At 47.8% G+C, this 711-nt stretch carries 1 pseudogene; it reads right to left on the bottom strand.

What is annotated here, in order from left to right:
* Nucleotides 1-681 (bottom strand): annotated as a pseudogene (locus tag SPM24T3_RS24105) (phage tail protein); the annotation flags it as partial.
* Nucleotides 682-711: the final 30 nt, after the last annotated feature.

The following is a 711-nucleotide window of genomic DNA, read 5'->3' as shown; positions in this document are numbered from 1 at the left end:
GGAGGGGAATGAAAAATTTATCTCAAAATAGTCCGTTGTTTCATTTGACGGTGTGGCGAGAAAAGGCCCAAGCCACAGATCGGAATCGTTAATTCCTGATGCTGAAAAGTCCAAAGCGGTTCGACCAACAAAACCAGGCCATGAGGGATCAGTATCGGCAGACCCTTCAAGCAGGCGCCCAACGGTAATGGTCACGCCGTCGATGGTTAATATTTTGTACTCATTTCCCCTATGTCCAACAGCAAGCCTTTGTTGCCCGGTCGGAATACCGGCAAAAGGTGTTCCAGTGGCACTGCTGTAGGAAAAAGTGATCGAGGCAGTGGTAACGTCTGGGGTATCTGCATGCGGTTGATAGTCTGCCACCCACAAATCATAGGCAGAACCGTTGAAAGTCAGCGTTACCGGCATACCTATGTAAGGGGCTATTTCGCTGAGCGTGTCATTGTAAACACGAGAATAGTTGCCATCGACCGTGACCGTGAAAGTATCAGGTATTGTAATTTCCAGTGACGAGCCAACTACCCATGAATCAGGTAATTTATAAGTGGTGTCATCATCGTCATCGTCATCGTCATCGTCATCATTATTTGTGACTACCACACCGTTGAAGGATATTGCCGAACCGCTTACGCTGGCACTATCAGCCGATAATTCGTCAGATTCAGGTGATGTACTCCCCATATCTAAACCGTCTGAGGTATTCGTCCCTCC

It is taken from the genome of Serratia sp. M24T3 (assembly GCF_000257645.1).
GTDB lineage: Bacteria > Pseudomonadota > Gammaproteobacteria > Enterobacterales > Enterobacteriaceae > Rouxiella.
Note: the sequence above shows the minus strand (reverse complement) of the source record. Positions and strands in the feature narration are given on the sequence as shown.